24 protein-coding genes are annotated in these 24380 nt (G+C 61.3%); 16 read left to right on the top strand and 8 right to left on the bottom strand.

Annotation, left to right across the window (positions count from 1 at the left end; all coding sequences use genetic code 11):
* Positions 1-260 precede the first annotated feature (260 nt).
* Positions 261-1685, bottom strand: coding sequence for an aspartate ammonia-lyase (aspA, locus tag M2400_RS02625; RefSeq protein ID WP_010168341.1), 1425 nt, complete (start codon positions 1683-1685; stop codon positions 261-263).
* 181 nt (positions 1686-1866) lie between these two features.
* On the opposite strand from aspA, the gene M2400_RS02620 reads away from it, so the two are divergent.
* The 5 genes from M2400_RS02620 to M2400_RS02600 all read left to right on the top strand — a co-directional run bounded on the left by M2400_RS02620 (position 1867) and on the right by M2400_RS02600 (position 5662).
* Positions 1867-2775 carry a LysR substrate-binding domain-containing protein gene (locus M2400_RS02620; RefSeq protein WP_177043671.1) on the top strand — a complete coding sequence of 303 codons (909 nt, stop codon included), beginning with the start codon at positions 1867-1869 and terminating at the stop codon, positions 2773-2775.
* A 331-nt stretch (positions 2776-3106) separates the two neighbouring features.
* Positions 3107-3598 carry a 5-(carboxyamino)imidazole ribonucleotide mutase gene (gene purE / locus M2400_RS02615; protein ID WP_003195648.1) on the top strand — a complete coding sequence of 164 codons (492 nt, stop codon included), beginning with the start codon at positions 3107-3109 and terminating at the stop codon, positions 3596-3598.
* 12 nt (positions 3599-3610) lie between these two features.
* The gene (locus M2400_RS02610) at positions 3611-4696 is read left to right on the top strand and encodes a 5-(carboxyamino)imidazole ribonucleotide synthase (protein ID WP_083356067.1); all 1086 of its coding nucleotides are present in this window, start codon (positions 3611-3613) and stop codon (positions 4694-4696) included.
* Between the two features lie 105 nt (positions 4697-4801).
* On the top strand, positions 4802-5047 hold the full coding sequence (locus M2400_RS02605) for a GlsB/YeaQ/YmgE family stress response membrane protein (protein ID WP_003213408.1): 246 nt from the start codon (positions 4802-4804) through the stop codon (positions 5045-5047).
* Positions 5048-5125: 78 nt separating this feature from the next.
* Positions 5126-5662 carry a DUF3299 domain-containing protein gene (locus M2400_RS02600; protein WP_177043673.1) on the top strand — a complete coding sequence of 179 codons (537 nt, stop codon included), beginning with the start codon at positions 5126-5128 and terminating at the stop codon, positions 5660-5662.
* A gap of 58 nt (positions 5663-5720) precedes the next feature.
* Here the strand turns inward: M2400_RS02600 and M2400_RS02595 are convergent, their stop codons facing one another.
* Both M2400_RS02595 and M2400_RS02590 read right to left on the bottom strand, forming a co-directional pair.
* Complete coding sequence (locus tag M2400_RS02595; RefSeq protein ID WP_259195420.1) at positions 5721-6620, bottom strand: D-hexose-6-phosphate mutarotase; 900 nt, start codon at positions 6618-6620, stop codon at positions 5721-5723.
* 58 nt (positions 6621-6678) lie between these two features.
* The gene (locus tag M2400_RS02590) at positions 6679-7083 is read right to left on the bottom strand and encodes an acyl-CoA thioesterase (protein WP_003176975.1); all 405 of its coding nucleotides are present in this window, start codon (positions 7081-7083) and stop codon (positions 6679-6681) included.
* Between the two features lie 457 nt (positions 7084-7540).
* Here M2400_RS02590 and M2400_RS02585 point away from each other — a divergent pair, with 457 nt between their 5' ends.
* The 10 genes from M2400_RS02585 (at position 7541) to M2400_RS02540 (ending at position 18691) form a co-directional block, all read left to right on the top strand.
* Complete coding sequence (locus M2400_RS02585; RefSeq protein ID WP_177112351.1) at positions 7541-8830, top strand: MFS transporter; 1290 nt, start codon at positions 7541-7543, stop codon at positions 8828-8830.
* Positions 8831-9092: 262 nt separating this feature from the next.
* Complete coding sequence (locus M2400_RS02580) at positions 9093-10079, top strand: phosphate ABC transporter substrate-binding protein PstS (RefSeq protein ID WP_065883793.1); 987 nt, start codon at positions 9093-9095, stop codon at positions 10077-10079.
* 487 nt (positions 10080-10566) lie between these two features.
* On the top strand, positions 10567-12600 hold the full coding sequence (locus M2400_RS02575) for an ABC transporter permease subunit (protein WP_177043880.1): 2034 nt from the start codon (positions 10567-10569) through the stop codon (positions 12598-12600).
* A gap of 15 nt (positions 12601-12615) precedes the next feature.
* Positions 12616-14286 (top strand): phosphate ABC transporter permease PstA, encoded by a 1671-nt coding sequence (gene pstA / locus M2400_RS02570; protein WP_177079145.1) that lies wholly within the window; start codon positions 12616-12618, stop codon positions 14284-14286.
* Between the two features lie 175 nt (positions 14287-14461).
* Positions 14462-15295, top strand: a complete 834-nt coding sequence (gene pstB, locus M2400_RS02565; RefSeq protein WP_177043677.1) for a phosphate ABC transporter ATP-binding protein PstB — start codon at positions 14462-14464, stop codon at positions 15293-15295.
* Between the two features lie 72 nt (positions 15296-15367).
* Complete coding sequence (gene phoU / locus M2400_RS02560; RefSeq protein WP_177043678.1) at positions 15368-16129, top strand: phosphate signaling complex protein PhoU; 762 nt, start codon at positions 15368-15370, stop codon at positions 16127-16129.
* Positions 16130-16253: 124 nt separating this feature from the next.
* Complete coding sequence (locus M2400_RS02555) at positions 16254-17153, top strand: response regulator (protein WP_177043679.1); 900 nt, start codon at positions 16254-16256, stop codon at positions 17151-17153.
* A gap of 190 nt (positions 17154-17343) precedes the next feature.
* Positions 17344-17667, top strand: a complete 324-nt coding sequence (locus M2400_RS02550; protein ID WP_259195425.1) for a type II toxin-antitoxin system RelE/ParE family toxin — start codon at positions 17344-17346, stop codon at positions 17665-17667.
* Positions 17668-17671: 4 nt separating this feature from the next.
* The gene (locus M2400_RS02545) at positions 17672-17971 is read left to right on the top strand and encodes a helix-turn-helix domain-containing protein (RefSeq protein ID WP_259195426.1); all 300 of its coding nucleotides are present in this window, start codon (positions 17672-17674) and stop codon (positions 17969-17971) included.
* 66 nt (positions 17972-18037) lie between these two features.
* Entirely contained in the window at positions 18038-18691 is a 654-nt protein-coding gene (locus M2400_RS02540; RefSeq protein ID WP_259195427.1) for a M23 family metallopeptidase, read from the top strand.
* Positions 18692-18694: 3 nt separating this feature from the next.
* Here the strand turns inward: M2400_RS02540 and M2400_RS02535 are convergent, their stop codons facing one another.
* The 3 genes from M2400_RS02535 to phoB form a co-directional block, all read right to left on the bottom strand.
* Entirely contained in the window at positions 18695-20035 is a 1341-nt protein-coding gene (locus M2400_RS02535; protein WP_076013189.1) for a hemolysin family protein, read from the bottom strand.
* 123 nt (positions 20036-20158) lie between these two features.
* Entirely contained in the window at positions 20159-21481 is a 1323-nt protein-coding gene (gene phoR / locus M2400_RS02530) for a phosphate regulon sensor histidine kinase PhoR (protein WP_177043681.1), read from the bottom strand.
* Between the two features lie 44 nt (positions 21482-21525).
* Complete coding sequence (gene phoB / locus M2400_RS02525; RefSeq protein ID WP_003195617.1) at positions 21526-22215, bottom strand: phosphate regulon transcriptional regulator PhoB; 690 nt, start codon at positions 22213-22215, stop codon at positions 21526-21528.
* Between the two features lie 152 nt (positions 22216-22367).
* Here phoB and M2400_RS02520 point away from each other — a divergent pair, with 152 nt between their 5' ends.
* Entirely contained in the window at positions 22368-22748 is a 381-nt protein-coding gene (locus M2400_RS02520) for a hypothetical protein (RefSeq protein ID WP_177043682.1), read from the top strand.
* Positions 22749-22893: 145 nt separating this feature from the next.
* Here M2400_RS02520 and ubiA read toward each other — a convergent pair whose 3' ends face one another.
* Together ubiA and M2400_RS02510 are read right to left on the bottom strand one after the other, a co-directional pair.
* On the bottom strand, positions 22894-23784 hold the full coding sequence (gene ubiA / locus M2400_RS02515; protein WP_177043683.1) for a 4-hydroxybenzoate octaprenyltransferase: 891 nt from the start codon (positions 23782-23784) through the stop codon (positions 22894-22896).
* Positions 23784-24347 (bottom strand): chorismate lyase, encoded by a 564-nt coding sequence (locus M2400_RS02510; RefSeq protein ID WP_259195428.1) that lies wholly within the window; start codon positions 24345-24347, stop codon positions 23784-23786. The genes ubiA and M2400_RS02510 overlap by 1 nt, the downstream gene beginning before the upstream one ends.
* Positions 24348-24380: the final 33 nt, after the last annotated feature.

The following is a 24380-nucleotide window of genomic DNA, read 5'->3' as shown; positions in this document are numbered from 1 at the left end:
CTATACCTAGCAGCATTCAATCCGTCTGCATGCGGTGACTAAAGGTCTGTAGGAGCGAGCTTGCTCGCGAAGGTCTTTAACGATGATGAGTTCCTCCTGGATTAACGCAGCGCCTTGAAGTTTTTCGCGAGCAAGCTCGCTCCTACAAGACGCGCGTGGGGTATTTCGAGCAAAAAAAAGGGCCTGAAGAACGAGCCTTCAGGCCCTCAAAAGGTGAGAGGTGTCTAGTCCCTCAACCTGGTGAGCGGTGCAACAAACGCTTAGGCCTTCAACGGGACCAAACGTGGGGCAATCATGTTTTCGGGGCGCAGGATGTCGTCGAGCATGGCGTCGTCGAGCAAGCCTTCTTCGCGCACCAGTTCCAGCACGCCGCGGCCGCTTTCAAGGGCGATACGGGCGATGCGGGTGGCGTTTTCATAGCCGATGTACGGGTTCAGAGCGGTGACCAGGCCGATGGAGTGTTCCACCAGCTCGCGGCAGCGGGCTTCGTTGGCGGTGATGCCGACGATGCAGTGCTCGCGCAGCATGTCCATGGCGCGTTGCAGCAGGCGGATCGAGTCGAAGATCTTGTAGGCGATCAACGGCTCCATCACGTTCAGTTGCAGCTGGCCGCCTTCGGCCGCGATGGTCAGCGCCAGATCGTTACCGATGATCTGGAACGCCACCTGGTTCACGGCTTCCGGGATTACCGGATTGACCTTGCCGGGCATGATCGAGCTGCCTGGCTGGCGGGCCGGCAGGTTGATTTCGTTGATGCCGGTGCGTGGGCCGCTGGACAGCAGGCGCAGGTCGTTGCAGATCTTCGAGAGCTTCACCGCGGTACGCTTGAGCATGCCGGAGAACAGCACGAAGGCGCCCATGTCGGAGGTGGCTTCGATCAGGTCGGCAGCCGGTACCAGCGGCTGGCCGCTGATGGTGGCCAGGCGTTGAACGGCCAGGGCCTGGTAACGCGGGTCGGCGTTGATGCCGGTGCCGATGGCGGTGCCGCCCAGGTTCACTTCGGTCAGCAGCTCTGGCGCCAGGGTTTTCAGGCGGGCCAGGTCTTCACCGAGGGTGGTGGCGAAGGCACGGAATTCCTGGCCGAGGGTCATCGGCACGGCGTCTTGCAGCTGGGTACGGCCCATTTTCAGGACGTGGCTGAATTCTTCACCTTTGGCGGCGAACGACTGGATCAGGCTGTCGAGGCTGGCCAGCAGGGCGTCGTGGCCCAGCAGCAGACCCAGGCGGATCGCGGTCGGGTAGGCGTCGTTGGTCGACTGCGCCATGTTCACGTCGTTGTTGGGGTGCAGGTACTGGTATTCGCCCTTGTTGTGGCCCATGGCCTCCAACGCGATGTTGGCGATGACTTCGTTGGCATTCATGTTGGTTGAAGTGCCAGCGCCGCCTTGAATCATGTCCACCACGAACTCTTCGTGGAAATCGCCGCGGATCAGACGGGCACAGGCTTCGCTGATGGCAGCGTGCTTGGCTTCGCTGAGCTGGCCCAACTCGCGGTTGGCGTCAGCGGCCGCTTGCTTGACCATTGCCAGGCCGACCACCAATTTCGGGTAATGCGAAATCGGAACGCCCGAGAGGCGGAAGTTATTCACCGCTCGCAGGGTCTGGATGCCGTAATACGCTTGAGCGGGTACTTCGAGTACGCCAAGCAGGTCTTTTTCTGTGCGGAAAGATGCAGCGGAGGACATGACGGAAATCATCTCGATAGGGACCCGGGCTAGGCCGGAACGCTGTGAATGCTAGGCTTGCGGGAAGTTTTGGGCCAATGCTGTTAAACACTGGCCTATGCATAAACGGCATAATGTCGGTGTGACCCCGTTACCATGGCGGACGTGTGTGCCAAAATGGTGCGTGCCCCGGGAGGATGTGATGAACCTTGAAAGCAAATGGCTGGAAGACTTTAGCGCCCTGGCTGCCACTCGCAGCTTCTCCCAGGCGGCGGAGCGGCGCTTTGTCACCCAGCCGGCGTTCAGTCGGCGCATCCGCAGCCTGGAGGCCGCGCTTGGCCTGACCCTGGTCAATCGCTCGCGCACCCCGGTCGAACTGACGGCAGCGGGGCAGTTGTTCCTGGTCACCGCGCGTACCGTGGTCGAGCAGCTCGGCGAAGTGCTGCGGCACTTGCATCACCTGGAAGGCGGGCAGGGCGAAGTCATGCAGGTGGCGGCGGCCCACTCCCTGGCGCTGGGCTTTTTCCCACGCTGGATCGCGCAGTTGCGCAATGAAGGACTGAACATCGCCACCCGGTTGGTCGCCACCAACGTCGGCGACGCGGTGCACGCGCTGCGCGAAGGCGGCTGCGACTTGATGCTGGCGTTCTACGACCCGGACGCGGCGATGCAGATGGACCCGGAGATCTTCCCGTCGCTGCACCTGGGCAACACCGAGATGCTCCCGGTGTGCGCCGCCGATGCTGACGGCAAGCCGCTGTTCGACCTGGAAGGCGAGGGCAGCGTGCCGCTGCTGGCCTACAGTGCCGGCGCGTTTCTCGGGCGTTCGGTAAACCTGTTGCTGCGCCAGCGAGCGCTGCGCTTCACCACGATTTACGAAACCGCCATGGCCGACAGCCTCAAAAGCATGGCCCTCGAAGGCCTGGGCATTGCCTGGGTGCCGCAGTTGAGCGTGCGGGCGGAGCTGGCGCGGGGCGAACTGGTGGTGTGCGGCGGTGCGCAATGGCATGTGCCGCTGGAGATTCGCCTGTACCGCTGCGCCCTGGTGCGCAAGGCGAACGTGCGGTTGTTGTGGCGCAAGCTGGAAGGTGGTGCGGCGCAGAATACCTGAGCCAACACAGGTCAAATGTGGGAGCTGGCTTGCCTGCGATTGCGGTGGGTCAGCGCCTGAAATGTTGGCTGATACACCGCTATCGCAGCCAAGCCAGCTCCTACAGGGTTTTGTGGTGTTTTCGCTGACCTGGAAGTCAATAAAACCGCTACTTTGCGCCACTGGACAGATGGTCATTCCAGGGGCTGTTTATCTGCGTTATTACGGTATACTGCGCGGCCTTCGGCCGGTCCCACCGGCCTTAATTCGTACACCAAGCCACGCCGGATTTCCCGCGTGGCTTGTTGTTTTTTGACGCGCCTGCGGGCGCCCAGAGAGAAGAGGCACGACGATGAGTGCATTGGTTGGCGTGATCATGGGCTCCAAGTCCGATTGGTCCACCCTTAGCCACACCGCCGATATGCTGGAAAAACTCGGCATTCCCTACGAAGTGAAGGTGGTTTCCGCCCACCGCACGCCGGATTTGCTGTTCCAGTATGCCGATGAAGCAGAATCCCGTGGCATCGAGGTGATTATCGCCGGTGCCGGCGGTGCCGCTCACCTGCCTGGCATGTGTGCCGCCAAGACTCACCTGCCCGTGCTGGGCGTACCGGTGCAGTCGTCGATGCTCTCGGGCGTGGATTCGCTGTTGTCCATCGTGCAGATGCCCGCCGGTATTCCGGTGGCTACCCTGGCGATCGGCAAGGCCGGCGCGATCAACGCAGCATTGCTGTCTGCCAGCATCCTCGGCGCCAAGCACCCGCAGTTCCACGCGGTGCTGAAAAAATTCCGTGCTGAGCAGACAGACAGCGTCCTGGACAATCCGGACCCACGCATTGCCTGAGGTTGTTGATTGATGAAAATCGGTGTAATCGGTGGCGGCCAACTGGGTCGCATGCTGGCCCTGGCGGGTACGCCGCTGGGGATGAACTTCGCTTTCCTGGACCCGGCGCCAGACGCCTGCGCGGCTGCGCTGGGTGAACACCTGCGGGCTGACTACAGCGACCCGGATCACCTGCGCCAGCTGGCCGATGAAGTCGACCTGGTGACCTTCGAGTTCGAAAGCGTCCCGGCTGAAACCGTGGCCTTCCTGTCGCAGTTCGTGCCGGTGTACCCGAGTGCCGAAGCCTTGCGTATCGCTCGCGACCGCTGGTTCGAGAAGAGCATGTTCAAGGACCTGGGCATCCCGACGCCGGCCTTCGCCGACATCCAGTCCCAGGCCGACCTGGACGCTGCAGTCGCCTCCATCGGCCTGCCGGCCGTGCTGAAAACCCGCACCCTGGGTTACGACGGCAAGGGCCAGAAAGTCCTGCGCACCGCTGCCGATGTGGTCGGTACCTTCGCCGAGCTGGGCAGCGTCGCCTGCCTGCTGGAAGGCTTCGTGCCGTTCACCGGTGAAGTCTCGCTGATCGCCGTGCGTGCCCGGGATGGCGAAACCCGCTTCTACCCGCTGGTGCATAACACCCACGACAGCGGCATCCTCAAGCTGTCCGTGGCCAGCACCGACCACCCGCTGCAAGCCCTGGCCGAAGATTATTCGAGCCGCGTGCTCAAGCAGCTGGATTACGTCGGCGTGATGGCGTTCGAGTTCTTTGAAGTCGACGGCGGCCTCAAGGCCAACGAAATCGCTCCGCGAGTGCACAACTCCGGGCACTGGACCACCGAAGGCGCCGAGTGCAGCCAGTTCGAAAACCACCTGCGGGCGGTAGCGGGCTTGCCATTGGGCTCCACGGCCAAGGTCGGCGAGAGCGCCATGCTCAACTTCATCGGCGTGGTGCCGCCGGTTGAGCGCGTGATCGCCATCGACGACTGCCATCTGCATCACTACGGCAAGGCCTTCAAGGCCGGGCGCAAGGTCGGCCACGCCAACCTGCGCTGCAAGGACCGCGCGACGCTGCAAGCGCAGATCCTCAAGGTAGAGGCGTTGATCGCCGAGCAATAAGCCGAGTCCGACGGGAACCATTGGTGACCGTCGTCTCTCTGATTGCAGGACGCCAAAGTCTGACTAGGCTTTGGCTTACGCACACTCAATTCAGAGGGAAATGCCATGGGCATCATTGGAACCATCTTTATCGGCCTGATCGTCGGCCTGCTGGCGCGTTTCCTGAAACCAGGCGACGACAGCATGGGCTGGATCATGACCATCCTGCTGGGTATCGCCGGTTCGCTGGTTGCGACCTATGGTGGCCAGGCACTGGGCATCTATCAGGCTGGCCAGGGTGCAGGCTTTATCGGCGCGCTGGTAGGTGCCGTGGTACTGCTGGTGATCTACGGTCTGCTGAAAAAGAAGTAATTTAGCGACCAGGCCCTCTGCGCTGCGCAGGCGCAGAGGGCTAGAATGCCGGCACTGTATTCCTTGCCGAGCCTCTCCATGCGCCGTCTCCTGTTGACTCTTCTTTTGCTGGGCTGTGGCCTGGCGCACGCTGGCGAACTGCCGGAAACCGACTGGCTGGAACTGATGCCCAAGTCGGACCAGAAAGCCCTCGAAGAAATGCCCGAAATCGACCACAACTCCCCGGAAGCCCAAGGCACCTTCACCGCAAAGGGTGGCCTGAAGCAGAGCAAGGGCTTGCCAGCGGTGATGTATTCCACCAAGACCGTGGCCGCGATGAACGGCAAGAACATTCGCATCGGCGGCTACCCTGTGCCGCTGGAAACCGACGCCAAGGGCCGCAGCACGCTGTTCTTCCTGGTGCCTTACCCGGGCGCGTGCATCCACGTGCCGCCACCGCCGCCCAACCAGTTGGTGCTGGTGCGTTATCCCAAGGGGTTGAAGCTGGATGATATCTACACGCCGCTGTGGGTCACGGGCACGCTGAAGGTGGAGAAGGTCAACAACGACCTGGCCGATGCGGCCTATGCGCTGGATGCGGGGAAGGTACGGGCAGTCAAAGAGTCGGACTTGTAAGCCGCGACGCAATTCAAAATGTGGGAGCTGGCAAACCAGCTCCCACATTTGATTGGGTTTACAGGGCGATACCGCTGATGCTCACACCCAGGGTATGGCTTTCGCCCGGTGCCAGTGTCACCGCATCGTCCAGCACGTTCGCCGTCTCGATGCACAGCATGCCCTGCCAGCCGTCGTCGGCCATGTCGCTGAAGGCCTTGGCACGTTCGGTCCACGGGTTCCAGATCACCGTCGAGCGCGAGCCCGTGCTGGTGAGCTGGACGCGACGCTGCCAGTCTTTATCGACAATGTTCAGTTGCGCCGGCGTGTCGAGGTAGATGCGGTCGGTCTCGGCGGTGAAGTGCAGGAGCCCGGATTGCTGCTTGTGGGTCCAGCCGTCGGCGGTATCGATATAGGTCAGGCCGTCCAACCCTTCGACCTGCACCTTGCGTACATCACTGACGGCAAAGTAGCTGTGCAGCGCCTGGCTGAGGCTGACGGTCTCGGTGCCACGGTTATGGCTGGTCAGGCGGATGTGCAGTTGATCATCCAGCAGGATGCTCATCTTCACGTCGACCTGATGGGGCCAGCCCGGGAATCCACCTTCGGGCACCGGCAGTTCCAGCTCCACACGCAGCGCTGTGCCTTGCGCTTCAACGCCCGCCAACGTCCAGTCGGCGGTCCGCACGAAGCCATGGGCGCCAGCCGGCTCATCACCCTGGTACATGGCCTTGACGCTCTGCGGGTTACGGTCAAATACGCCAAACCACGGCCAGCACACCGGCACGCCGGTACGAATGCCTTTGCCTTTCTTGAACACCACTTCGTCGTTGGGCCAGATCAGCGGCTTCTCGCCGGCGCGCTGGTAGCTGACGATGTGCGCACCTTGCTGGGCCACCACCAATTCGGCGCCGTCATGGCGGATGCGCCAGGCGTTCAGCTCATCCAGTTTTACGGTTTCAACGTTGGGTGTAGACATGGGCGCGCGCTCTCAATGGCAGACAATGTGGCAATGGACCGTCAAAACGTCGCGATGTTTAACGCGCCCGCGACGGAACCGAGCGGGTGCGACCGCTGCCGTCGATGGCCACGAACACAAACACCGCCTCGGTCACTTTGCGCCATTCGCTGGACAATGGGTCGTCGCTCCACACTTCGACCATCATCTGGATCGAGCTGCGGCCGATTTCCAGGGCCTGGGTATAGAAGGACAATTGCGCGCCGACGGCTACCGGCACCAGGAATGCCATGCGGTCAATGGCGACGGTCGCCACGCGGCCACCGGCAACCTTGCTCGCCATGGCCGTGCCGGCCAGGTCCATCTGTGCGACCAGCCAGCCGCCGAAGATGTCGCCGAAACCGTTGGTTTCACGCGGGAGTGCGGTGATTTGCAGGGCGAGATCGCCTTGCGGGATAGGATCTTCTTGTTCGAGTTCGATCATGCCGGTGCCTCTGACCCGTGACGCTTCATGGGTATTTCAAGTGGATAGCCGTCTTCTGGAAAAACGTTTCAGCACCAACATACACCGCTCGATGCGTTTCTCGTAAGGCGTACTAAAGGGAAACTCTGCCAAATCGGCTGGCGGGCGGCCAACGACGTTTTGGCACAGCAGCCCCTCAAGGATGCGGGTCTGGCGCTTGCAATGGCCGAGTATATCGAGCCGTCGGCGCCACGACGACCTCCCGCCGCTCATTTGGTCGGTAAATCGACGCTGTATCGCGGCTTTTTCCGGCAACTGTGCTCTTGCTCATGTTAATTGCCCATCTGCGACGGGAATATTTCGCGGATCTGAACTGTTAAGTGCTCAACGCTGTGCTTTTTCAAGCGATTTGCTATCTTGCCAAGCCTGCCGCAAGTCCCGGGCTTGCCGTCCTGACTACTATAAGAGAAGCCTTGCCATGTCCTCCGTGCCCGCAAGCAGTGCGCAACCGTCGCGCCCGCTGACCCGCAACGACTACAAAACCCTGTCGCTGTCTGCCTTGGGCGGGGCGCTGGAGTTCTACGACTTCATCATTTTCGTGTTTTTCGCCACGGTGGTCGGGAAGCTGTTCTTCCCTGCCGACATGCCTGAATGGCTGCGCATGATGCAGACCTTCGGCATCTTCGCCGCCGGCTACCTGGCGCGGCCGCTGGGCGGGATCATCATGGCGCACTTCGGTGACCTGCTGGGCCGCAAGAAGATGTTCACCCTGAGCATCTTCATGATGGCCGTGCCGACCCTGATCATGGGCCTGCTGCCGACCTACGCGCAGATTGGCCTGTGGGCGCCGATCCTGTTGCTGCTGATGCGGGTGATCCAGGGCGCGGCGATTGGGGGTGAAGTCCCGGGCGCCTGGGTATTCGTGTCCGAGCACGTGCCGCCGCGTCATATCGGTTATGCCTGCGGCACCCTGACCAGCGGCCTGACGGCGGGCATCCTTTTGGGTTCGCTGGTGGCAACCGCCATCAATACCCTCTACAGCCCGGAGCAGGTGTCGGATTACGCGTGGCGGATTCCTTTCCTGTTGGGCGGAGTGTTTGGCCTGCTGTCGGTGTACCTGCGTCGCTGGCTGCATGAAACCCCGATCTTCGCCGAAATGCAGCAGCGCAAGACCCTGGCGGCTGAACTGCCATTGCGTGCCGTGCTGCGTGACCACCGTGGTGCCATCGTGCTGTCGATGCTGCTGACGTGGCTGCTGTCGGCGGGTGTGGTCGTCGTTATCCTGATGACGCCGACCGTGCTGCAAACGATCTACCACTTCAGCCCCACGGTGGCGCTGCAGGCCAATAGCCTGGCCATCGTTACCCTGAGCCTGGGGTGCATTGCCTCCGGTGCCCTGGCCGACCGTTTTGGTGCCGGCCGCGTGCTGATCATCGGTTGCGCCTTGTTGCTGGCCACTTCCTGGACGCTCTATCACAGCCTGATGGCTCACCCGGACTGGCTGTTCCCGTTGTACGCCTTGACCGGTCTGTTTGTAGGCACCATCGGTGTGGTCCCCTACGTCATGGTGAAAGCGTTCCCGCCGGTGGTGCGTTTCAGTGGCTTGTCGTTCTCCTACAACGTCGCCTACGCCGTATTCGGTGGCCTGACGCCATTGGCGGTGTCGCTGCTGATGAAGGAAAGCCCGATGGGCCCGGCCTACTACGTCGCTGTTCTGTGTGTGATGGGGATGCTGGTGGGTGCTTACCTCTGGAAACGCGGGCGCTGACTTACCGATAACCTTGTGGTGAGGGGGCAAGCTCCCTCACCACAGATTTTGCTCGGCAACGCTTACAGTGTGTTTCCAGCGAACTGCTGCAGTCGCTTCAACCTCCTCGCAAGCTCCCGGATTTATTGATTTTCCCCTTCCTGACAGGTTTTTCATAAATGATGGCCTTTCATCTAATTGTCATATTCCAGACATAGAGTGTTCACACGGCCTACCGATACTTGGCCCCGATCCAATTATCCCTATCTGCTAGGAGCAAGGCATGAAACTGAAACGTTTGATGGCGGCAATGACTTTTGTCGCTGCTGGCGTTGCGACCGCTAACGCGGTAGCCGCTGGTGTTGACCCGGCCATTCCGGCTTACGTGAAGACCACTGGTGTGTCGGGCAACCTGTCCAGCGTTGGTTCCGATACCCTGGCAAACCTGATGACCTTGTGGGCTGAGGGTTACAAGAAGGAATACCCGAACGTCAACATCCAGATTCAGGCCGCCGGCTCCGCCACTGCACCACCTGCGCTGACTGAAGGCACCTCCAACCTGGGCCCGATGAGCCGCAAGATGAAGGACACCGAACTGGCTGCCTTCGAGCAGAAGTACGGCTACAAGCCAACCGCTATCCCGGTTGCCGTGGATGCCTTGGCCGTGTTCGTGCACAAGGACAACCCGATCCAGCACCTGACTATGGAACAGGTCGACGCGATCTTCTCCTCGACGCGTCTGTGTGGCGCCAAAGCTGACGTCAAGACCTGGGGCGACCTGGGCGTGACCGGCGACCTGGCCAACAAGCCAGTGCAACTGTTCGGTCGTAACTCGGTATCAGGCACCTACGGCTACTTCAAGGAAGAAGCCCTGTGCAAAGGCGACTACAAACCTAACGTGAACGAACAACCTGGTTCGGCGTCGGTTGTACAGTCCATCAGCTCCTCGCTGAACGGCATCGGTTACTCGGGCATCGGTTACAAGACCGCCAGCGTGAAAACCGTGGCCCTGGCCAAGAAAGGCAGCACTGAGTTCATCGAAGACAGCGAAGAAAACGCCCTGAACGGCAAATACCCGCTGTCGCGCTTCCTGTACGTTTACGTCAACAAAGCCCCGAACAAGCCTCTGGCCCCGCTGGAAGCCGAGTTCGTGAAGCTGGTTCTGTCCAAACAGGGCCAGGAAGTGGTAGTGAAAGACGGCTACATCCCGCTGCCAGCCAAAGTTGCCGCCAAGGCACTGGCTGACCTGGGTCTGAAAGAAGGCAACTAAGCCTGTAATACCCTGTGTAGGGGCAGGCTTTTAAGTGGGAGCGGGCTTGCCCGCGATGCTGGCGACGCGGTTCAAGGTTGAAATCGTGTTGATGCCATCGCGGGCAAGCCCGCTCCCACACAAGCCCGGCCTACACCATCAATTTTTTAATCCGCTGCCAGCCATGCTACGCGGCGGATTTCTTGCGTCACTACACTGTCATCTTTCTGTCATACAGGACCGCTAGGGTGTGCGCATGAATGATCTGGCCAATTCCACCATGACGACGACTTCTCCCCCCAAGCGCATTGATTTCAATACGCCTGAGCTGCAACGCAAGCGCCGTATTCGCGCGCTCAAGGATCGCCTGACCCGCTGGTATGTGCTGATTGGCGGCCTCGCCGTGCTGGGCGCGATCACCTTGATCTTCTTCTTTCTGGCCTACGTGGTCGCGCCACTGTTCCACGGTGCCAACCTGACCAAGGAAGATGCGTTGACGCCGGCCTGGCTGCAGGACGCCGGCAAGCCGCTGATGATCTCCATGGAAGAGCAGAACCAGGTCGCCATGCGGGTTTCCGACAAGGGCCAGGCGCTGTTCTTCAACGTTGATACGGGTGCCGAGCTCAAGCGTGTAGACCTGCCGTTGCCGGCCGGTGCCACAGTCGCCTCCATTGGTGAAGACCAGCCCGGCAGCCCGCTGGTGATCCTTGGCCTGTCCAACGGCCAGTCGCTGGTGTTCCGCCACACCTATAAAGTGTCGTACCCGGACGGCAAGAAAACCATCTCGCCAGCCATCGAATACCCTTACGGCGAAACGCCGATCGTCCTCGACGAACAAGGCCTCCCGCTTGAGCACGTAGCCTTGAACGCTACCGACTCGTCGCTGGTGGTGGCCGGTTCCAGCGGCGCCCATCTGAACGTGCTGTCCATCAGCCGTGAAGAAAACATGATGACCGAGGAAGTCACCACCGAGCAGAAGCGCATCGAACTGCCGCAGATGACCGAGCCGGTGAAAGCCATCTTCGTCGATCCGCGCCAGCAGTGGCTTTACGTGATCAACGGCCGTGCCCAAGCCGACGTTTTCAGCCTGCGGGACAAGAGCCTCAACGGTCGATACAAATTATTGGAAGATGGCGTGGCGCAAGTCACGGCCAGCACCCAACTGGTGGGCGGCATTTCGCTGATCATCGGTAACTCCAGCGGTGGACTGGCGCAGTGGTTCATGGCCCGCGATCCGGACGGCGAGCAGCGCCTGAAGCAGATCCGCACCTTCCAGATGGGCACCGCGCCTATCGTTGAAATCACCGCCGAAGAGCGTCGCAAAGGCTTCACCGCCCTCGATGCTTCCGGCAAGTTCGGCGTGTTCCACAGCACCGCCCACCGCACGCTGCTGGTGGACAAGGTGGTCGACGGCACCGGTGTCTTCGGCATGTCGCCACGGGCCAACCGGGTGATCGTCGAGGCCGGCGGCAAGCTGCAACCGCTGTTGCTGGACAACCCGCACCCGGAAGTTTCCTGGAGCGCGTTGTGGAGCAAGGTCTGGTACGAAAACTACGACGAGCCTAAATACGTCTGGCAATCGACCGCCGCCAACACCGACTTCGAACCCAAGATGAGCCTGGCGCCGCTGACCTTCGGTACCTTGAAGGCTGCGTTCTACGCCATGCTGCTGGCGGCGCCACTGGCGGTTGCCGCTGCGATCTACACTGCCTACTTCATGGCCCCGAGCCTGCGCCGCAAGGTCAAGCCGGTGATCGAATTGATGGAAGCGATGCCGACGGTGATCCTCGGTTTCTTCGCCGGCCTGTTCCTGGCGCCGTATGTCGAAGGGCATCTGCCGGGGATTTTCAGCCTGCTGATGCTGTTGCCGATTGGCATCCTGGTGGCCGGTTTCATCTTCAGCCGCCTGCCTGAGTCGATCCGCCTGCGGGTCCCGGATGGCTGGGAAAGCGCGATCCTGATTCCGGTGATCCTGTTTGTGGGCTGGCTCTCGCTGTACATGAGCCCGTACCTGGAAACCTGGTTCTTCGGCGGCGACATGCGCATGTGGATTTCCCATGACCTGGGCATCACCTACGACCAGCGCAACGCCCTGGTAGTCGGCCTGGCCATGGGTTTTGCGGTGATCCCGAACATTTACTCCATCGCTGAAGATGCCGTGTTCAGCGTGCCGCGCGGCCTGACCCTGGGCTCCCTGGCCCTGGGCGCCACGCCATGGCAGACCATGACCCGCGTCGTCATCCTGACCGCCAGCCCGGGCATTTTCTCGGCGTTGATGATCGGCATGGGCCGTGCGGTGGGTGAAACCATGATCGTGCTGATGGCCACCGGCAACACCCCGGTGATGGAGATGAACCTGTTCGAGGGCCTGCGCACCCTGGCGGCCAACGTCGCGGTGGAAATGCCCGAGTCGGAAGTCGGCGGCAGCCACTACCGCGTGCTGTTCCTCTCGGCGCTGGTGCTGCTGCTGTTCACCTTCGTCATGAACACCCTCGCCGAGCTGATTCGTCAGCGTCTGCGCAAGAAATACTCGTCGCTTTAAGAAAGGTAGAAGTCTGTGAAACAGAACTCCCTGAATGGATGGTTCAAGAGCGGCGCCCCGGGCGTCTGGATCAGCGGTGGCGCGGTGTCCATCGCGGTCATCATGACCATTGGTTTGCTGGCCGTGATTGCCGTGCGTGGCCTGGGCCACTTCTGGCCGGCCGACCTGATCCAGGCCAACTACAACGTGCCGGGCCAGGAAAACCATATCGTCATCGGCGAAGTGGTGCAGAAAGAAGAAGTGCCCCGCGAGCGCCTGAAAAGCGCAGGCTTGCCGGTGCCGGACCAAGGCCCGGAGTTCATGACCCGCGAGTTGATCAAGGTCGGCAACCGTGACTTGAACGGCAACGACTTCACCTGGATCGTCGGCGAGTGGCTGACCAATCAGACCAAGCCCGCCGAACTGATGACCATCGAGCGTCGTGAGTGGGGCAACTTCTACGGCACCCTGGTCAACGTCAAGCAGGACGGCAAGGTGATCGCTGAAGGCGAGGCCGCCTGGCCGGAGCTGCAAGCCCGTGTCGACCGCGTCAACAAGCTCGCCGCCCAGCTCAAGACCCTTGAGAAGTCTGACATCGGCGCGATCAACGCCGGCCTCGAACGCATCCGCCTGCACGGTCGCAAACTGGAGCTGGAAGGCAAGCTGGACGCCACCGCCCAAGCCGACATGGACAGCGGCCGCGCCGAACTGAACAACCGCTACAAAGACATCGAAGCCCGCCTGGCCGACCTGCACACCCAGTTCAACCGCGACAGCCTCACCGCCCGCGATGGCAACGGCAAGGAAATCGAAATCGGCATCGGCAAGGTGGTGCACGCTTACCAGCCGAACGCCATGGGTTACCTGACCAAGGTCGGTTTCTACTTCAGCAAGGTCTGGGAATTCCTCAGCGATGACCCACGGGAAGCCAACACCGAAGGCGGGATTTTCCCGGCGATCTTCGGCACCGTGATGATGACCCTGATCATGGCGATGATCGTGACCCCGTTCGGCGTGCTGGCGGCGGTGTACCTGCGTGAGTACGCCAAGCAGAACACCCTGACCCGCATCATCCGCATCGCGGTGAACAACCTGGCCGGTGTGCCTGCCATCGTTTACGGCGTATTCGGCCTCGGCTTCTTCGTCTACGTACTGGGCGGCTCGGTCGACCGGCTGTTCTTCGCCGAAGCGTTGCCGGCGCCGACCTTCGGTACGCCGGGCCTGCTGTGGGCATCCCTGACCCTGGCGCTGCTGGCGGTGCCGGTGGTGATCGTGGCCACCGAAGAAGGCCTGGCGCGGATTCCCCGCACCGTACGTGAAGGCTCCCTGGCACTGGGCGCGACCAAGGCGGAAACGCTGTGGAAGATCGTGCTGCCGATGGCCAGCCCGGCGATGATGACCGGCATGATCCTCGCCGTGGCCCGCGCCGCCGGTGAAGTGGCGCCGCTGATGCTGGTGGGTGTGGTGAAACTGGCGCCGTCGCTGCCGGTGGACGGCAACTACCCTTACCTGCACCTGGACCAGAAGATCATGCACCTGGGCTTCCATATTTATGACGTCGGCTTCCAGAGCCCCAACGTCGAGGCCGCTCGGCCGCTGGTGTACGCCACTGCGTTGCTGCTGGTGCTGGTGATTGCCACGCTCAACCTGTCGGCGGTGTGGATTCGTAACCACCTGCGCGAGAAGTACAAGGCGCTGGACAGTTAAGCGGGCACCTGTGGGAGCTGGCTTGCCTGCGATGCAGGCGACTCGGTTGAACAGGTACACCGCGGTGATGCCATCGCAGGCAAGCCAGCTCCCACAGGGTTGGCGCTAGACACAGATTTTGAGTAAGCCGCCCCGGCGGTTCAACGAAACGAATTGGTAGCACAGGGAGCATCCCATGCAACAAGAAACCCATTCCCACGGCATCAACATGTCAGCCCTGGGTCGCGACAAGCAGAGCCTGAGCCTGGCCCAGGAAACCGTGGCCATCGAAGTGCCGGGCCTGAGCCTGTACTACGGCGACAAGCAGGCGCTGTTCGACGTCAGCATGAATATTCCGAAGCAGCGCGTGACCGCCTTCATCGGCCCGTCCGGCTGCGGCAAGTCGACCTTGCTGCGCACCTTCAACCGGATGAATGATCTGGTGGACGGCTGCCGCGTCGAGGGCGCGATCAACCTCTACGGCACCAACATCTACCGCAAGGGCGAAGACGTGGCCGAACTGCGTCGCCGGGTGGGCATGGTGTTCCAGAAGCCCAACCCGTTTCCCAAGACCATCTACGAAAACGTGGTGTACGGCCTGCGCATCCAGGGCATCAACAAGAAGCGCATCCTCGACGAAGCCGTTGAGTGGGCACTGAAAGGCGCGGCACTGTGGGATGAGGTCAAGGACCGCCTGCACGAATCGGCCCTGGGCCTGTCCGGCGGCCAGCAGCAACGTCTGGTGATCGCCCGCACCATCGCCGTGGAGCCGGAAGTGCTGCTGCTCGACGAACCGTGCTCGGCACTCGACCCGATCTCCACGCTGAAAGTCGAAGAGCTGATCTACGAACTGAAATCCAAGTTCACCATCGTGATCGTGACCCACAACATGCAACAGGCGGCGCGTGTTTCCGACTACACCGCGTTCATGTACATGGGCAAACTGGTGGAGTTTGGCGACACCGACACCCTGTTCACCAACCCGGCGAAGAAGCAGACCGAAGACTACATCACCGGTCGTTACGGCTAGCAGCTGGCAGGTTGCACACTGAACTGATGCTGCGGTCGACCGCACCTTACCGGACGTTCCAAGGACGCCAACATGATTAGCAAAGAAGGCCTTACCCATCACATCTCCGCGCAGTTCAACGCCGAGCTTGAGGAAGTGCGCAGCCACCTCCTCGCCATGGGCGGGCTGGTGGAGAAGCAAGTCAACGATGCCGTCACCGCGCTGATCGAGGCCGACTCGGGCCTGGCCCAGCAAGTGCGCGAGATCGACGACCAGATCAACCAGATGGAACGCAACATCGACGAAGAATGCCTGCGCATCCTGGCCCGTCGTCAGCCGGCGGCGTCCGACCTGCGTTTGATCATCAGCATCTCCAAGTCAGTGATCGACCTGGAGCGTATCGGCGACGAAGCCACCAAGATTGCCCGTCGCGCCATCCTGTTGTGCGAAGAGGGCGAAGCGCCGCGGGGCTACGTCGAAGTGCGCCACATCGGCGACCAGGTGCGCAACATGGTCCGTGATGCGCTGGATGCGTTTGCCCGTTTCGACGCCGAGCTGGCGTTGTCGGTGGCCCAGTACGACAAAGTCATCGACCGCGAATACAAGACCGCCTTGCGTGAACTGGCCACCTACATGATGGAAGACCCGCGCTCTATCTCGCGGGTGTTGAACATCATCTGGGTGCTGCGTTCCCTGGAGCGCATCGGTGACCACGCGCGCAATATCTCGGAACTGGTGATCTATCTGGTGCGTGGTACCGACGTACGGCACATGGGCCTCAAGCGCATGAAAGCTGAAGTTGAAGGCACCGCCGATCAAATCCCTAATGTTCCTGGCGTTCCTGACGATAAGTAAGATTGCCCGAGAAATAAACGCCCGGCCTTTGGTCGGGCGTTTTTGTTTGCGGTGTCTGAATATTTGGCAAATTGCCATCAGGGAAGCGTTATGCTTGCCGAGGTTTTTATAGGATGAAGGGTCGATGAGCAAAGTCAGTGTATTAGTGGTGGATGACGCCTCGTTTATTCGCGATCTGGTGAAGAAGTGCCTGCGCAACTACTTCCCGGGGATCAAGATCGAAGATGCGGTGAACGGCAAAAAGGCCCAGGCCATCCTGATGCGCGAAACCTTCGACATGGTGCTGTGCGACTGGGAAATGCCGGAAATGTCCGGCCTGGAACTGTTGACCTGGTGCCGCGAGCAGCCTCATCTCAAAGCCATGCCGTTTGTGATGGTGACCAGCCGTGGCGACAAGGAAAACGTGGTGCAGGCGATCCAGGCCGGCGTTTCCGGCTACGTCAGCAAGCCGTTCACCAACGAACAGCTGCTGAACAAGGTCAAGCAGGCGCTGAACAAGATCGGCCGCCTCGACGCACTGATCGCCAGCGCACCGACCAAGATGAACTCGGCGTTCGGCAACGACTCCCTCAGCGCCCTGACCGGCGGCAAGCCTGAAGCGGTCAAGCCGGCTCCAGTGGCGGCACCCAGCAAAGGCCTGCTCAACAGCCCGCCGGTGCAGGCCGCTCCGGCAGCGTCGCCTGCCAGCGGGCGTGGCCAGGGCCAGTTACGGCTGTCCAGCGGCACCCAGCAATGTGTGATCAAGGCGCTGAGCATCAAGGAAGCGCTGCTGGTGGTGCGTCGCGGTGAAGTCCTGCCTCAGGTACTGGAAAGCGCCGTGCTCGACCTGGAGCAGGGCGACAACGCCGAAGTGGCGCGCCTCAACGGCTACCTGCACGCCGTTGTGGCCTACGAGCCCAAGCCGGACAGTGATTGGCTGCAACTGACCTTCCGGTTTATCGACCAGGATGCGCAGAAGCTCGATTACATCTCGCGGCTGATCGCCCGCGGGACTGCGCAGAAGCATTTTGTGCCGGGTGCGTGATTTCCCCTCTAATACCGGGAATCGACCAACCGTCTGATTCTCGGTCTTCGGCTTGATTTATATCGATTTGGATATAGTCTTTCGTTGGCAGCACCACTGCTATCAACTGTTCGCTACGCCTTGAAACATACCGCCCCCTCTCTGAGCTGAATCATCTATTACGCTTCTCCTTCCAGAACAGGAGAAGTGGATGCCAAGGCACAAGGATGTGGTGTTTGTGGGGAGCTCGCTCAAGGATCTCAAGTCGTTCCCGCTTGATGCGCGACGAGCCGCCGGTTTTCAGTTGGACCTCTTGCAGCAGGGGGAACAGCCTTTTGACTGCAAGCCGATGAAGACCATCGGGCGTGGCGTTCATGAGATCAGGATTTTCGACGAATCAGGAGCGTTTCGGGTTTTTTATGTGGTCAACCGGCCGGAGGCCATCTATGTGCTGCATGCGCTGCGCAAGACCACTCAGAAAACCGAAATGCGGGATATTGAATTGGCTCGCGCCAGACTGCAGGAGCTAGGTTAAGCCCATGACAGATCAACAGTTTCAAACCGAACGTTTCAGCAGTGTTTGGGATGCCCTGGAAGATACTCCCCAGCAGGCGGCCAACATGCGTTTGCGTTCAAAGCTCCTTCTGGAGCTGTGCAAAACCATTCGCAGTTGGGAGCTTTCCCAGAACGACGCAGCCCATCGACTTCACATCAGCCAGCCGCGCCTTAATGACGTTCTGAGCGGCAAGATCGACAAGTTCTCGCTGGATGCTTTGGTTAACCTGTCAGCAGCGGCTCATATGGACGTGGATATCTGCTTCACACCACTGCCGGCCTGAGGCCACTTAGCACTGTCATGATCCCTTGTTAGCCTGCCATTCAGTCGTCCCTGGCAGGCCAACCCCATGCTCGTGCGCTCACTGCTGTTCTGTGGACTGTTCGCCGTCGCCACGTCGGCGATGTCCATGACCCTCTACAAATCCATCGATGCGGACGGTGTCGTGGTCTTCAGCGACCGGTACACGCCCGGGGCGCAGGCGTTTGTGTATCAGGAGCGGGTGATACCCAAGCGGGTCTATCCTGCCCAACCCGCCGCGTCCTATCGTTATCCCTTGCCCTGGCGCGGCGGCCCGTTCCGTCTCACCCAGGGCCCGAATGGCACGTTCAGCCATTCCGAGCTCAAAAGCCGCTATGCGATGGACATCGCCATGCCTGAAGGCACGCCCATCATCGCGGCCCGTGGCGGCGTGGTACTGAAAACCGAGAACGACCAGAGCGGGCGCGGCGGCGACCCGTCGGGGAATTTCGTGCGGGTGCAGCACGATGACGGCACCCAGGGCGTGTATCTGCACCTCAAGCAAGGTTCGGTCAGCGTCAGGGAAGGGCAGCGAGTGGCGGTGGGCAGCCCGCTGGCGCTGTCGGGCAATACCGGCAACAGCAGCGGGCCGCATCTGCATTTTGTGGTGCAGCGCACGACGGCGTCGGGGCTGGTGTCGATTCCTTACGAATTCAACCAGCCGGTGCAGGCGTTGCCCAATTTTGCATTGGGCACGCGGTGAGGCTTAATCGAGCAGCAGCACCTTGGCCAATACGATCTTCGGCCCTTTCATCTTCTTGATAATGATGCGCAGGCCTTCGACTTCCAGCACTTCTTCCTCTTCCGGCACCCGTTTCAGGGTGTCGTAGATCAGCCCGGCGAGGGTTTCAGCTTCGATGTGGTCCAGGTCGACGCCCAGCAGGCGCTCGACCTTGAACAGCGGCGTGTCGCCCCGTACCAACAGCTTGCCCGGCTGATACGCGAGGATGCCGCGCTCGGCCTTGCGGTGTTCGTCCTGGATGTCGCCTACCAGCACTTCCAGCACGTCTTCCATGGTCAGGTAGCCGATGATCTTGCCGTCGGCTTCTTCCACGAGGGCAAAGTGCGCGCCGCCTTTGCGGAACTGCTCGAGCAATTGCGACAGCGGCATGTGGCGCGATACGCGCTCCAGTGGGCGGGTCAGCTCGGCCAGGTTGAACGACTCGGGAATGTGGTCCAGGGCCGCCAGTTCCAACAGCAGGTCCTTGATGTGCAGCAGGCCGACGAACTCGTTGCGCACCGCGTCGTACACCGGGTAGCGGCTGAACTTGTGGCGACGGAACAGTGCCAGGATTTCCTTGAGCGGGGCGTTGAAGTCCAGGGTCACCAGGTCTTCCCGGGAGTTGGCCCAGTCCACCACTTCCAGCTCACCCATTTCCACGGCGGAGGCCAGTACACGCATGCCCTGGTCGCTCGGGTCCTGGCCACGGCTGGAGTGCAGGATCAGTTTCAGTTCTTCACGGCTGTAATGGTGCTCGTGGTGCGGGCCTGGCTCGCCCTGGCCGGCGATGCGCAGGATGGCATTGGCGCTGGCGTTGAGCAGGTAGATCGCCGGGTACATGGCCCAGTAGAACAGGTACAGCGGCACGGCGGTCCACAGCGACAGCAACTCGGGCTTGCGGATGGCCCAGGACTTGGGCGCCAGTTCACCGACCACGATGTGCAGGTACGAGATCACGAAGAAGGCGGCAAAGAACGACACGCCCTTGATCACTTCCGGCGATTGCACGCCGATTGCACCCAGTAACGGTTCGAGGATGTGCGCAAAGGCCGGCTCACCGACCCAGCCCAGGCCCAGGGAGGCGAGGGTGATACCCAGCTGGCAGGCCGACAGGTACGCGTCGAGCTGGCTGTGTACGGTGCGCAGGATCTGCCCGCGCCAGCCGTTTTTGTGGGCGATTGCCTCGACCCGGGTCGAGCGCAGTTTGACCATGGCAAATTCCGCCGCAACGAAGAAGCCGTTGAGCAGTACCAGGATCAGTGCAAAAAGAATCATGCCGAAGTCGGCGAAGAGTGTCGCGAGGGTGATGCCAGGGGAAGGGTCCATGATGGGGTTTTGCGGGTTCCGTCTAATCAAAAAGGGTGAGCAGGTGGCCTGAAAGGCAGGCGCAAGTCAGCCAATGTAGCGGCTGACGGGGCGCTTGCCTAGTGGCGGCTGCCGGGTGGAGGGTCACTCGTCCTGATGAACGACCCGTGAACGTGTCACCTGGGCCGGCGGGAAATGACAGGTGAAGGTACTGCCATGGCCCAGCACGCTGCTGATTTCCAGCCGCGCGCGATGGCGCAGCAGCACATGCTTGACGATGGCCAGACCCAGCCCCGTGCCGCCGGTGTTGGAGTTGCGGCTGGAGTCGACGCGGTAGAAGCGCTCGGTGAGGCGCGGCAGGTGTTTGGCGTCGATGCCCATCCCCGAGTCCTGCACGCTGAGGTGTGCGCCCTGGTCATCGGCCCACCAGCGGATGCGGATATTGCCCTTGTCCTGGGTGTATTTGACGGCGTTGAACACCAGGTTGGAAAACGCGCTGCGCAACTCGCCCTCGCTGCCCTTGAGCAGGATCGACGGGTCGGCTTCCAGGGTGATGTTCTGTTCGCGTTGCCCGGACAGGGCCTGGGCGTCGCCCTTGATGGTCTGCAACAGGCTTTGCACCGACACCGGATGGTTGTCGGAGGGGTAGTCGGTGGCTTCGAGCTTGGCCAGCAACAGCAGGTCGTTAAGCAGGGTCTGCATGCGCGAGCCTTGCTGCTGCATTTGCTGCAGGGCGCGGGTCCAGCGCGGGTTCACGTCTTCGACGTTGTCGAGCAGCGTCTCCAGGTAGCCGCAGATCACCGTCAGCGGGGTGCGCAGTTCATGGGAGACGTTGGCGACGAAATCCTTGCGCATCTGTTCCAACTGATGGATGCGCGTGACATCGCGCACCAGCATCAAATGTTCGTTATTGCCATAGCGCGTCAGGTACAGCTGGATGCGTACGCGGTCGTTGGTCGGTGACGGGATTTCCAGGGCTTCTTCGTAGTTGTCCTGCTCGAAGTACTCCTTGAAGCGCGGGTGACGCACCAGGTTGGTCACCGGCTGGCCGCTGTCCTGGGGCGTCTTGAGGCCCAGCAGGGTTTCTGCGGCGCGGTTCCACCATTCCAGGTTGCCGTCGCTGTCGAGCATGATCACCGCGTCTTTCAGTGCGGCGGTGGATTCCTGCACGCGGTCGATCACTGCCTGCAGGCGCCCGCGTACGCGTTGGTCGCGGCGTTGCAGGTGATAGATGCTGTCGAACACCTCGCCCCACAGGCCGTAGCCGTCGGGCGGTGCTTCGTCGGGTTTGTGCTGGCGCAGCCACTCGTGCAGGCGCAGCAGTTGCTTGAGGGTCCAGCCGAGGTAGAGACCCAGGCCGACGGCCAGGCTCCAGCCGTAATAGCCGCTGACCAGGCCCACCAGCAGGCAGCCGGTGATCAACAGCAACATGTGGCGGATCAGGGTGCCATACCAGTTTTGGTTCACTTAAACACGCGTCCTTTCAGCTGTCTGGGGCAGTTGGATCCGGTTCAGCCTTTGGTGGAAAACCGGTAGCCGGTGCCGCGCACGGTTTGTACCAGATTCTCGTAAGCGTCGCCCAAGGCTTTGCGCAGGCGGCGGATATGCACGTCGACGGTGCGCTCCTCCACATACACGTTGCCGCCCCAGACCTGGTCCAGCAGTTGGCCGCGTGTGTAGGCGCGCTCCTGATGGGTCATGAAGAATTGCAGCAGGCGGTATTCGGTAGGGCCCATCTCGGCGGGTTTGCCGTCGATGGTCACGCGGTGGCTGATCGGGTCGAGGATCAGGCCGTCGACTTCGATAGGCGCTTCGCCATCGGTGGGGCCGGCACGGCGCAGAACGGCTTTCAGACGGGCGACCAGTTCCCGTGGGGAAAAGGGCTTGGTGATGTAGTCATCGGCGCCAACTTCCAGGCCCTGGATCTTGTTGTCCTCTTCGCCCTTGGCGGTGAGCATGATGATCGGAATATCCCCGGTCAGCTCGTCACGCTTCAGCCGGCGGGCCAGCTCGATGCCGGAGGTGCCGGGCAGCATCCAGTCCAGCAGGATCAGGTCAGGCTTGCGGTCGACGATAATGGCATGGGCCTGCTGGGAGTTCTCCGCCTCCAGGCAGTCATAGCCGGCCATTTCCAACGCAACGGCGATCATCTCGCGAATGGGCGCTTCGTCGTCAACGATCAGAATGCTCCTGCCAACCATGCTAAATCCTCTTGTCATTTAACTGTCTTGCGCCGCATTAGATAACGGAATTATTGCAGTCGTGTGACAGTAATTTAGTCGCTTGGGCAATCCTTGCCTCCCTGGACTACGCTTTGGGTCCGAATCCTGACAACCACAAAAGGAAGGTTCCCATGACTCACAGTACTTTTTCCTGGAAAGCCCTGCTGGTAACGGCCGCGTTAACGCTGCCGACACTGGCCTTTGCGGCAGACCCTGCGATGACCAAGGACGGGATGCTGGTGGACCACAAGGGCATGACCCTCTACACCTTTGCCAAGGATGCTGATGGCAAGTCCATGTGCAACGACAAGTGCGCCACCAACTGGCCGCCACTGATGGCCGAATCCACCGACAAGCCCATGGGCAAGTGGACCGTCATCACCCGTGACGACCAGAAAAGCCAGTGGGCCTACAGCGGCAAGCCGCTCTACACCTTCGTCATGGACAAGAAGGCCGGTGACATGACCGGCGAAGGCAAAATGGACGGGGCCTGGAAGGTTGCCAAGCCCTGATCTACGTCGACCTTGAGACCATCGCGGGCAAGCCCGCTCCCACAGTTGATCTTCAGCGCACACAAAATATGTGTTCAACAGAGATCCCTGTGGGAGCCGGGCTTGCCCGCGATTGCGTCGGCTCGAACGCCGCCATTCCCAAGCTCTAGCGAAACCCGTAGTCCGCCACAATCCCGACAAAAATCGCCAACCCGGCCCAGTGGTTGTGCAAAAACGCCTTGAAGCATTTGAGCCGGTCCTTGTCCCGGGTGTACCAGAACTCCCAGGCAAAACACCCGGCGGCCGCCAGCAAGCCCAGGTGGAACCAGCCGCCCAGCTCAAAGCGCATTCCCGCCAGCCACAGGCACACCAGTGCCAGGCCCTGCAAGGTCAGGATGATCACCCGGTCGGCATCGCCGAACAGAATGGCGGTGGATTTGACCCCGATTTTAAGGTCATCGTCGCGATCGGTCATGGCGTAGTACGTGTCGTAACCCACCGTCCACAACAGGTTGGCGATGTACAGCAGCCAGGCCGCCGCCGGCAGGCTGCCCGTCTCGGCGGTGAACGCCATCGGCATGCCCCAGGAAAACGCCGCGCCCAATACCACCTGCGGGTAATAGGTGTAGCGCTTCATGAACGGGTAGCTGGCCGCCAGCGCAAGGCCGCCCAGGGACAGCCAGATCGTCGTGGAGTTGGTCAGCAGCACCAGCAGGAAACTGATGAACATCAGCACCGCGAAGAACACCAGCGCCTCTTTCGAGCTGATCTTGCCGCTCACCAGCGGGCGCTGCTCGGTGCGCTTCACATGGCCGTCGACCTTGCGGTCGGCCCAGTCATTAATGACGCAGCCACCGGCCCGGGTGAGTACCACGCCGAGCACAAAGATCAGGATATTGAGCAGCGATGGCGAACCCTTGCCGGCAATCCACAGCGCCCACAGCGTAGGCCACAGCAGCAGATAAATGCCGATGGGCTTGTCCATGCGGGTCAGCTGGACGAAGTCCCAGGCCCTGGGGTTCAGGTGATTCAGGGATTTGAGCAGGCGCTGATACATCAGCAATTCTCCGGGTGGTCGTGCACGGCTTGCCACAAGGTCGGCAGGAAGATTTCGGCCACCAGCACGCTCAGCGGCCCGCGATCAAAGCGCGAGCGGCGCGCCCACAGGTGATCGGCCTGGTCCGCCGTGGGCAGCCATTCCCGTGGGTAACGGCACACCTCGATGGCCTGGCGCGTGAAGGCGTGGTCACAAAACAGCAACTCCCCCAGCGACCGGCTGCCCAACTCATCCATGTGCAAACCGTCACCCTGCAAGGCGCTGCGGGCCGCCACGCTGCGGGCAAACACCCACGGCTGGCCATGGCCACGCAAATACACCTCGCGCACCCAGCCGATGCTGGCGGCGGGCAAGTCCAGCGTGGCGCATTCGTCGTCCCGCAGTGGCTGCCAGCCTTCGAACAGCGGCGTCACGCTGAAGCCATCACCGGACAGGCGCGTGAGGCGCCGGGTCAGCGAACCTTCATCGAACAGCCAGTTGAGTGTCAGCGGCGCGGGCAGGGGGCTCAGAAGGCTCTGGGTCAGCCATCGGCAAACATCTGGAAGGGCGTTTGAATGCGGCACGGAGGGTCATTATTGGCAGTTAATGAGGCGGCG

This window comes from Pseudomonas sp. BIGb0558 (assembly GCF_024807515.1).
Classification (GTDB): Bacteria; Pseudomonadota; Gammaproteobacteria; order Pseudomonadales; family Pseudomonadaceae; genus Aquipseudomonas; species Aquipseudomonas yamanorum_A.
Note: the sequence above shows the minus strand (reverse complement) of the source record. Positions and strands in the feature narration are given on the sequence as shown.

What these genes read in the sequence shown, in the direction of transcription:
- aspA (WP_010168341.1), bottom strand. Translation starts at nt 1,685, where the DNA reads ATGTCCTCCGCTGCATCTTTCCGCACAGAAAAAGACCTGCTTGGCGTA.
- M2400_RS02620 (WP_177043671.1), top strand. Translation starts at nt 1,867, where the DNA reads ATGAACCTTGAAAGCAAATGGCTGGAAGACTTTAGCGCCCTGGCTGCC.
- purE (WP_003195648.1), top strand. Translation starts at nt 3,107, where the DNA reads ATGAGTGCATTGGTTGGCGTGATCATGGGCTCCAAGTCCGATTGGTCC.
- M2400_RS02610 (WP_083356067.1), top strand. Translation starts at nt 3,611, where the DNA reads ATGAAAATCGGTGTAATCGGTGGCGGCCAACTGGGTCGCATGCTGGCC.
- M2400_RS02605 (WP_003213408.1), top strand. Translation starts at nt 4,802, where the DNA reads ATGGGCATCATTGGAACCATCTTTATCGGCCTGATCGTCGGCCTGCTG.
- M2400_RS02600 (WP_177043673.1), top strand. Translation starts at nt 5,126, where the DNA reads ATGCGCCGTCTCCTGTTGACTCTTCTTTTGCTGGGCTGTGGCCTGGCG.
- M2400_RS02595 (WP_259195420.1), bottom strand. Translation starts at nt 6,620, where the DNA reads ATGTCTACACCCAACGTTGAAACCGTAAAACTGGATGAGCTGAACGCC.
- M2400_RS02590 (WP_003176975.1), bottom strand. Translation starts at nt 7,083, where the DNA reads ATGATCGAACTCGAACAAGAAGATCCTATCCCGCAAGGCGATCTCGCC.
- M2400_RS02585 (WP_177112351.1), top strand. Translation starts at nt 7,541, where the DNA reads ATGTCCTCCGTGCCCGCAAGCAGTGCGCAACCGTCGCGCCCGCTGACC.
- M2400_RS02580 (WP_065883793.1), top strand. Translation starts at nt 9,093, where the DNA reads ATGAAACTGAAACGTTTGATGGCGGCAATGACTTTTGTCGCTGCTGGC.
- pstB (WP_177043677.1), top strand. Translation starts at nt 14,462, where the DNA reads ATGCAACAAGAAACCCATTCCCACGGCATCAACATGTCAGCCCTGGGT.
- phoU (WP_177043678.1), top strand. Translation starts at nt 15,368, where the DNA reads ATGATTAGCAAAGAAGGCCTTACCCATCACATCTCCGCGCAGTTCAAC.
- M2400_RS02555 (WP_177043679.1), top strand. Translation starts at nt 16,254, where the DNA reads ATGAGCAAAGTCAGTGTATTAGTGGTGGATGACGCCTCGTTTATTCGC.
- M2400_RS02550 (WP_259195425.1), top strand. Translation starts at nt 17,344, where the DNA reads ATGCCAAGGCACAAGGATGTGGTGTTTGTGGGGAGCTCGCTCAAGGAT.
- M2400_RS02545 (WP_259195426.1), top strand. Translation starts at nt 17,672, where the DNA reads ATGACAGATCAACAGTTTCAAACCGAACGTTTCAGCAGTGTTTGGGAT.
- M2400_RS02540 (WP_259195427.1), top strand. Translation starts at nt 18,038, where the DNA reads ATGCTCGTGCGCTCACTGCTGTTCTGTGGACTGTTCGCCGTCGCCACG.
- M2400_RS02535 (WP_076013189.1), bottom strand. Translation starts at nt 20,035, where the DNA reads ATGGACCCTTCCCCTGGCATCACCCTCGCGACACTCTTCGCCGACTTC.
- phoB (WP_003195617.1), bottom strand. Translation starts at nt 22,215, where the DNA reads ATGGTTGGCAGGAGCATTCTGATCGTTGACGACGAAGCGCCCATTCGC.
- M2400_RS02520 (WP_177043682.1), top strand. Translation starts at nt 22,368, where the DNA reads ATGACTCACAGTACTTTTTCCTGGAAAGCCCTGCTGGTAACGGCCGCG.
- ubiA (WP_177043683.1), bottom strand. Translation starts at nt 23,784, where the DNA reads ATGTATCAGCGCCTGCTCAAATCCCTGAATCACCTGAACCCCAGGGCC.